General features: G+C 60.4%; 4 protein-coding genes. 1 reads left to right on the forward strand and 3 read right to left on the reverse strand.

What is annotated here, in order from left to right; all coding sequences use genetic code 11:
* Positions 1-8: 8 nt before the first annotated feature.
* The 3 genes from pheA to gyrA form a co-directional block, all read right to left on the reverse strand.
* Positions 9-1,109 (reverse strand): prephenate dehydratase, encoded by a 1,101-nt coding sequence (pheA, locus tag ACH2DG_RS19235; protein ID WP_395028085.1) that lies wholly within the window; start codon positions 1,107-1,109, stop codon positions 9-11.
* A 94-nt stretch (positions 1,110-1,203) separates the two neighbouring features.
* Entirely contained in the window at positions 1,204-2,307 is a 1,104-nt protein-coding gene (gene serC, locus ACH2DG_RS19240) for a 3-phosphoserine/phosphohydroxythreonine transaminase (protein WP_395028087.1), read from the reverse strand.
* 102 nt (positions 2,308-2,409) lie between these two features.
* On the reverse strand, positions 2,410-5,121 hold the full coding sequence (gene gyrA, locus ACH2DG_RS19245) for a DNA gyrase subunit A (protein WP_395028089.1): 2,712 nt from the start codon (positions 5,119-5,121) through the stop codon (positions 2,410-2,412).
* Between the two features lie 227 nt (positions 5,122-5,348).
* On the opposite strand from gyrA, the gene ompA reads away from it, so the two are divergent.
* The gene (ompA, locus tag ACH2DG_RS19250; RefSeq protein ID WP_395028091.1) at positions 5,349-6,002 is read left to right on the forward strand and encodes an outer membrane protein OmpA; all 654 of its coding nucleotides are present in this window, start codon (positions 5,349-5,351) and stop codon (positions 6,000-6,002) included.
* Positions 6,003-6,108: the final 106 nt, after the last annotated feature.

A 6,108-nucleotide genomic window follows, 5' to 3' on the forward strand; every position in this document is an offset into this window, starting at 1 on the left:
TTCACCAATCAAGCTCCCACAGGGTAGGCGCCCAGCATCTTGAAGAAGGCGCACAGCTCGCGCAGCTCTTCCAGGGCCTTGGCGACATTGGGCTGGGCGGGATGGCCGTCGAGATCAATGTAGAAATAGTATTCCCACTGGCCGGTGCGGGCAGGGCGTGATTCGAAGCGGGTCATCGACACGCCATGCCTGGACAGCGGCACCAGCAGGTCGTGCACTGCGCCCGGGCGGTTGGGTACCGAGACGATCAGGCTCGTGCAATCCTTGCCCGAAGGCTGCGGCATGGTCAGCGTGTGCGGCAGGCAGATAATGGCAAAGCGTGTGCGGTTGTAGGCGTCGTCCTGGATGGCGTGGCTGACGATATGCAGGCCGAACTGCTGCGCTGCACGCTCGCCAGCGATGCCGGCCCAGTTGGGGTTGAGTGCTGCGAGGCGCGCGCCTTCGGCATTGCTCTCGACCGGGCGGCGATCGGCGTTGGGCAGGTGCTTGGACAGCCAGCCCTGGCACTGCGCCAGCGCCTGGGGGTGGGCGGCGACCACTTCGATGCCTTCGAGCGAGTTGCTGGTGCGCATCAGGTTGTGGCGAATCAGCATGCTGACCTCGCCCACCACATGGCAGGGCGTATGCAGGAACATGTCCAGCGAACGCGTCACCACGCCTTCATTGGAGTTTTCCACGCCCACGACGCCAAATTGCGAACTGCCGGCGGCGGTGGAGTGGAAGACCTCTTCAAAGCTGTTGCAGTACTTGATGTCGGCGGCACCGCCAAAGTACTGGATGGCAGCTTCTTCGCAGAAGGTGCCCGCAGGCCCGAGCACGGCCACGCGCTGGGGGGATTCCAGTGCCAGGCAGGCCGACATGATCTCGCGCCAGATGGCCGAGACATGCGCATTCTTCAGCGGGCCGGGGTTGGCGTTTTCGATCTTCTGGATGACCTGGGCGACGCGGTCGGGGCGGAAGAAGGGCGTGCCTTCGCGCTTTTTGAGCTCCCCAACGCGTTCGGCCACCAGGGCACGCTGGTTCAGCAAGGTCAGAAGCTGGGTGTCCAGATTGTCGATCTGTACACGCAGTGCGGCGAGTTCGGGGGACGCTTGGGGTTGGTTGCTCATGGGTACTGGTGCAGGTCAGGCCACGCAGGGCGCGTGCGCCAGCCTGCAAGAATAGCTCAGGAATGTCTCCGGGTAAAAGCCTGGGGCTTGTCACTCAAGTCTGTTTTTCGAAAGTTTGCATGTAGTCCACCAAAGCCTGCACGCCAGCCAGCGGCATGGCGTTGTAGATACTGGCGCGCATGCCGCCTACCGACTTGTGGCCTTTGAGCTGCAGCAAGCCGCGCTCCTTGGCGCCATCCAGGAATGCCTGGTTACGCGATTCATCCTTGAGGAAGAAGGGCACATTCATGCGCGAGCGGCAGTCATGCGCTACGCGGTTTTCGTACAGTTGAGAGCCGTCGATCGCACGGTACAGTAACTGCGCCTTGGCCTGGTTGCGGGCCTCCAGGGCGGCTACGCCGGACAGCGTGCCTTCCCGTTGGCGCAGAATCCAGTCAAACGTCAAACCTGCAATATAGATGCCCCAGGTGGGTGGGGTGTTGTACATCGACTGGTTGTCGGCCACCAGACGGTAGTTGAAGGCGCTGGGGCATGCCGCCATGGCGCGGTCCAGCAGGTCGTCACGCACCACCACCAGGGTGAGGCCCGCAGGCCCCAGGTTCTTTTGCGCGCCGCCAAAGGCGAGGCCAACGCGGCTCCACTCCACAGGGCGCGATGCGACGTGCGACGAGAAATCGATTACCAGCGGCGCCTTGCTGCCCAGTGCTGCCAGATCAGGCAGTTCCTGGAATTCGACGCCGTTGATGGTTTCGTTGCTGCAGATGTGCACATACTGCGCGTCGTCGCGCAGCTTCCAGCCTGCCGCAGCGGGGATGTGGGTGAAACCCTGCGCCTCGTCGCTCGCAGCCGTCTGCGCATCGCAGAACTTGCCCGCTTCCTTTATGGATTTCTGGCTCCAACTGCCGGTGACCACAAAGTCGACCGCACCGCCTTGCGACAGGTTCAGCGGCACGATGGCGTTTTCCGCCAGGCCGCCGCCTTGCATGAACAGGATGTGGAAGTTATCGGGAATGGCGAGCAGCTTGCGGAAATCGGCTTCGGCCTTCTCGGCGATGGAGATGAACTCCTTGCCACGGTGGCTCATTTCCATCACGCTCATGCCCGAACCATGCCAGTTCAGCATTTCGGCGGCTGCTGTCTGCAGCACTTCTTCAGGAATGGCGGCCGGTCCGGCCGAGAAGTTATAGGGGCGTTGCATCAAAAAGGCCTCTTGCGCCCAACCATTGGGCGATAGTAGCTATATAAAAAGGAGCAAATCAATCGAAGAAAAAGCCATGTCGCAACATGGCTTGTTCAGGGCTTACTCGGTTGCGGGCGCGTCGTCTGCGTTTCCTTCGCTGCCCTCGCTGTCGGCGCCTTCCGCGTTTTCATCGGCCTGCGCATCGTTTTCGACGATTCGCTGCAGGCCGCTGAGCTTGGCGCCTTCGTCCAGGCTGATCAGCGTGACGCCTTGGGTGGCACGGCCCATCTCACGAATCTCGGCCACGCGGGTGCGCACCAGCACACCGGTGTCGGTGATCAGCATGATCTGGTCATCCGGGCTCACCAGGGTGGCGGCTACCACCTTGCCGTTGCGCTCGGACTGCTGAATCGCAATCATGCCCTTGGTGCCACGGCCGTGGCGCGTGTATTCACTGATATGCGTGCGCTTGCCATAGCCGTTTTCCGTCGCAGTCAGCACGCTTTGGGCGCTGGAGGATGCGGCAGCTTCCGCATCGCCTGACAGCAGGGCATCGGCCGATTCGGCGTCTGCCACGAGCATGGCGATCACGCTCTGGTGGTCTTCGATGTTCATGCCGCGCACGCCACGGGCGTTGCGGCCCATGGGGCGCACATCGTTCTCGTCGAAACGCACGGCCTTGCCGCCATCACTAAACAGCATCACATCGTGCTTGCCGTCGGTGAGTGCGGCGCCGATCAGGTAATCGCCGTCGTCCAGGCCCACGGCGATGATGCCGGCCTTGCGAGGGTTGCTGAATTCATCCAGCGAGGTCTTCTTGACCGTACCCATCTTGGTGGCCATGAACACATAGTGGTCGGCGGGGAAGCTGCGGTATTCGCCGGTGAGGGGCAACACCACATTGATCTTCTCGTCGTCCTGCAGCGGGAACATGTTGACGATAGGGCGGCCGCGCGAGCCGCGCGAGCCTGCGGGCACTTCCCAGACCTTGAGCCAGTACAGGCGCCCACGGTTGGAGAAGCACAGCAGGTAATCGTGCGTATTGGCGATGAAGAGCTGGTCGATCCAGTCATCTTCCTTGGTGGCGGTAGCCTGCTTGCCACGGCCACCGCGCTTTTGCGAACGGTACTCGGACAAGGGCTGGCTCTTGATATAGCCGGTGTGCGAGAGCGTGACCACCATGTCGGTAGGCGTGATCAGGTCTTCGGTAGACAGGTCCTGCGCGCTGTATTCCACCAGGCTGCGGCGGGCGCCCAGCTTGGTTTGGCCGAACTCGGTCTTCAGTGCCACCAGCTCTTCGCCGATGATGGTGGAGACGCGCTCGGGCTTGGCCAGGATGTCCAGCAGGTCTTCGATGACCGCCATGATCTCCTTGTATTCGGCCACGATCTTGTCCTGCTCCAGTCCGGTGAGGCGCTGCAGGCGCATCTGCAGGATTTCCTGGGCCTGGGTTTCCGACAGGCGGTACAGGCCATCCTGCTGCATGCCAAATTCGACTTCCAGGCCATCGGGGCGGTAGTCATCGGCGTTGACGACGCCGCCATCGGCACGGGTGCGGGTGAGCATCTCGCGCACCAACTGGCTGTCCCAGCTGCGGTTCATCAGCTCGGCCTTGGCCACAGGGGGGGTAGGCGCGTTGCGGATGATGGTGATGAAATCGTCGATATTGGCCAGTGCCACGGCAAGGCCTTCGAGCACATGGCCGCGATCGCGTGCCTTGCGCAGCTCGAACACGGTGCGACGGGTGACCACCTCGCGGCGGTGCTCCAGAAACACCTTGATCAGATCCTTCAGGTTGCACAGCTTGGGCTGACCGTTGATCAGCGCCACCATGTTCATGCCGAAGGTGTCTTGCAACTGGGTCTGCTTGTACAGATTGTTCAGCACCACTTCGGGTACTTCGCCGCGCTTGAGCTCGATCACCAGACGCATGCCGGACTTGTCCGACTCGTCCTGGATGTGGCTGATGCCTTCGATCTTCTTCTCATGCACCAGCTCGGCCATCCGCTCCTGCAAGGTCTTCTTGTTGACCTGGTAGGGCAGCTCATCAACGATGATGGACTGTCGCTGGCCCTTGTCGATGTCTTCAAAATGCACCTTGGCACGCATCACCACCTTGCCTCGGCCGGTGCGGTAGCCTTCCTTGACGCCGTTGATGCCATAAATGATGCCGGCGGTCGGGAAATCGGGCGCAGGCACGATCTCCATCAAATCATCCAAAGTGGCATCGGAATGGTGCAGCAGGTGCAGGCAGGCATCCACCACTTCATTCAGATTGTGCGGCGGAATATTCGTGGCCATGCCGACGGCGATACCGCCGGAGCCATTGACCAGCAGATTGGGCAGGCGGCTGGGCAGCACCAGTGGTTCGCTCTCGCTGCCGTCGTAGTTGGGGCCGAAGTCCACCGTCTCCTTGTCGATATCGGCCAGCATCTCGTGGGCGATCTTGGAGAGGCGGATTTCGGTGTACCGCATGGCGGCGGCGCCATCACCATCGACCGAGCCGAAGTTGCCCTGGCCATCCACCAGCATGTGGCGCATGGAGAAGTTCTGGGCCATCCGCACGATGGTGTCATATACCGACTGGTCGCCGTGCGGATGGTATTTACCAATCACGTCACCGACGATACGCGCCGATTTCTTATAGGGACGGTTCCAGTCGTTGTTGAGTTCGTGCATCGCATACAGAACCCGGCGATGCACTGGCTTCAGGCCATCGCGTGCATCGGGGAGTGCGCGGCCAACGATCACGCTCATCGCGTAATCGAGATAACTGCGGCGCATTTCCTCTTCGAGACTGATGGGCAGAGTTTCTTTTGCAAACTGGGTCATAGATCTGACATGAGTGACGAAGTACAACGGGCATTTTAGGCGCAAGCTGATGTTGCATGCTGGCAACATTCTAGGCCCAATGCGCTTTTGTCTTACCCTTGGTGCTACAGATAACTATGGCGATCCGGTACGCCTATGGCACAATAAGTAAGAACGTTTTTGGTGATGGTCACTGACGACGTCTTGATTCGCAGCGCGGCTGCGGCTTTTTCCCCAAGAGGAGAACCATGAAGAAACTGAACAAAGTGGCGATGTTGTTTGCCTCTGCAGCGCTTGCAACCGCCGCTGGAGCACAAATTAAGGCTGCTGACGGCGGCAAAGTAGTTGATAACTGGCAAAACGGCACCAGCGAGCTGGTGTGGAAGAACGGTACCAACGAACTGTGCTGGCGTGATGCCAACTGGACGCCTGCTACCGCTGCCGAAGGCTGCGATGGCGCGCTGGTGAAGGCTGCAGAAGCTCCTGCTACTCCAGCTACGACTCCTGCTGCTCCAGCTCCAGCCCCAACCCCAGCTCCAGTTGCAACCACCCAAAAGGTGACCTACGCTGCTGACGCATTCTTCGACTTCGACAAGTCGGTGCTGAAGCCAGAAGGCAAGGCCAAGCTGGACGATCTGGCTGGCAAGGTGAAGAACATCAACCTGGAAGTCATCATCGCTGTGGGTCACACCGACTCCATCGGTACCGATGCTTACAACCAGAAGCTGTCCGTGCGCCGTGCTGAAGCTGTGAAGGCTTACCTGGTGTCCAAGGGCATCGACAAGAGCCGCGTGTACACCGAAGGCAAGGGCGAGAAGCAACCTGTGGCAGACAACAAGACTGCTGCTGGCCGCGCCAAGAACCGTCGCGTGGAAATCGAAGTGGTGGGCACCCAGAAGTAATTCTCTTGCCCATTCGCAAAAAAGCCCCAGCAATGGGGCTTTTTTTATGCCTTTGACCCGTCCTGCCGGAGGTTGACACCTTTTCTTGAAGGAAAAGGCAAGCCTT

Source organism: Comamonas odontotermitis (assembly GCF_040396735.1).
Classification (GTDB): domain Bacteria; phylum Pseudomonadota; class Gammaproteobacteria; order Burkholderiales; family Burkholderiaceae_C; genus Comamonas; species Comamonas odontotermitis_C.

What these genes read in the sequence shown, in the direction of transcription:
- serC (WP_395028087.1), bottom strand. Translation starts at nt 2,307, where the DNA reads ATGCAACGCCCCTATAACTTCTCGGCCGGACCGGCCGCCATTCCTGAA.
- pheA (WP_395028085.1), bottom strand. Translation starts at nt 1,109, where the DNA reads ATGAGCAACCAACCCCAAGCGTCCCCCGAACTCGCCGCACTGCGTGTA.
- gyrA (WP_395028089.1), bottom strand. Translation starts at nt 5,121, where the DNA reads ATGACCCAGTTTGCAAAAGAAACTCTGCCCATCAGTCTCGAAGAGGAA.
- ompA (WP_395028091.1), top strand. Translation starts at nt 5,349, where the DNA reads ATGAAGAAACTGAACAAAGTGGCGATGTTGTTTGCCTCTGCAGCGCTT.